Below are 822 nucleotides of genomic sequence, written 5' to 3'. Positions count from 1 at the left end.
CACTATGGAGCGTATTAAGATTCAAAGCATTAATGAAGCCGTCGAGAGTGACGCAGCTGATCACATTCAGGCACTGAGTCCTCCCGACTACCTGTTTTTGCTAGTGACTTCTGAATGCAATCTCCACTGCAAGCACTGCCATATGTGGATGAACCAAGACAGCCCTAATGGCCTGACATTACCTGAAAAGCTTGATGTGGTGCGTCAGTTTCAAAGGCTAAACCCTTCGGGTGGTGTTGTCCTTTGTGGTGGAGAGTTAATGCTGAAAGAGGAGGAGTTTTTCTCACTGACTGCACTATGCCGGGAACTCGGGTTGAACACGGCCGCTTTTACTAATGGTTCACTGGTGGAAGAGTCCCACTATCATCGTCTCTTGCTAGAGGGGCCAGACCAACTGTTTTTTTCACTTGACAGCCACTTGCCAGTAGTACACGACTATATACGAGGTACTGAAGGTTCTTGTGAGCATATCCTGAAGGTTCTTACCGATCTTTCTTCACTCAAAAAGAAAGCTTACCCTGACTCAAAGGTCAGGATCTATACGAACTGCACACTTTTTGAAAGAAATCTGTATGGTATTCATGAGTTTATCGAGCATGTGAAAGGGCTGGGCATTGATGGTGTGCGCTTTGAATGCCTGCATGAAACTGTGGATAAGCGTTCAAAGGAAGGTGAAGATCCTTTCTTGCGTAGAGGATTCTTTTCAGATCAGAATGCGGCCGCAATGATGTTTGATGAAATTATTGCTAGGTACAGAAAAGATGACTTTGTTGTTGTTCCAGAAGGTGACTGGTTATGGATGCGCTTCTATGTTGCCAATCA

1 protein-coding gene is annotated in these 822 nt (G+C 45.1%); it reads left to right on the top strand.

Annotated elements, in window-relative coordinates; all coding sequences use genetic code 11:
- Positions 1-822, top strand: an 822-nt coding sequence (locus A3730_RS08980) for a radical SAM protein (RefSeq protein WP_197477386.1), incomplete at both ends; no start/stop codon positions are given.

Source organism: Alcanivorax sp. HI0044 (assembly GCF_001634945.1).
This window is presented reverse-complemented; position numbering and strand designations above follow the sequence as displayed.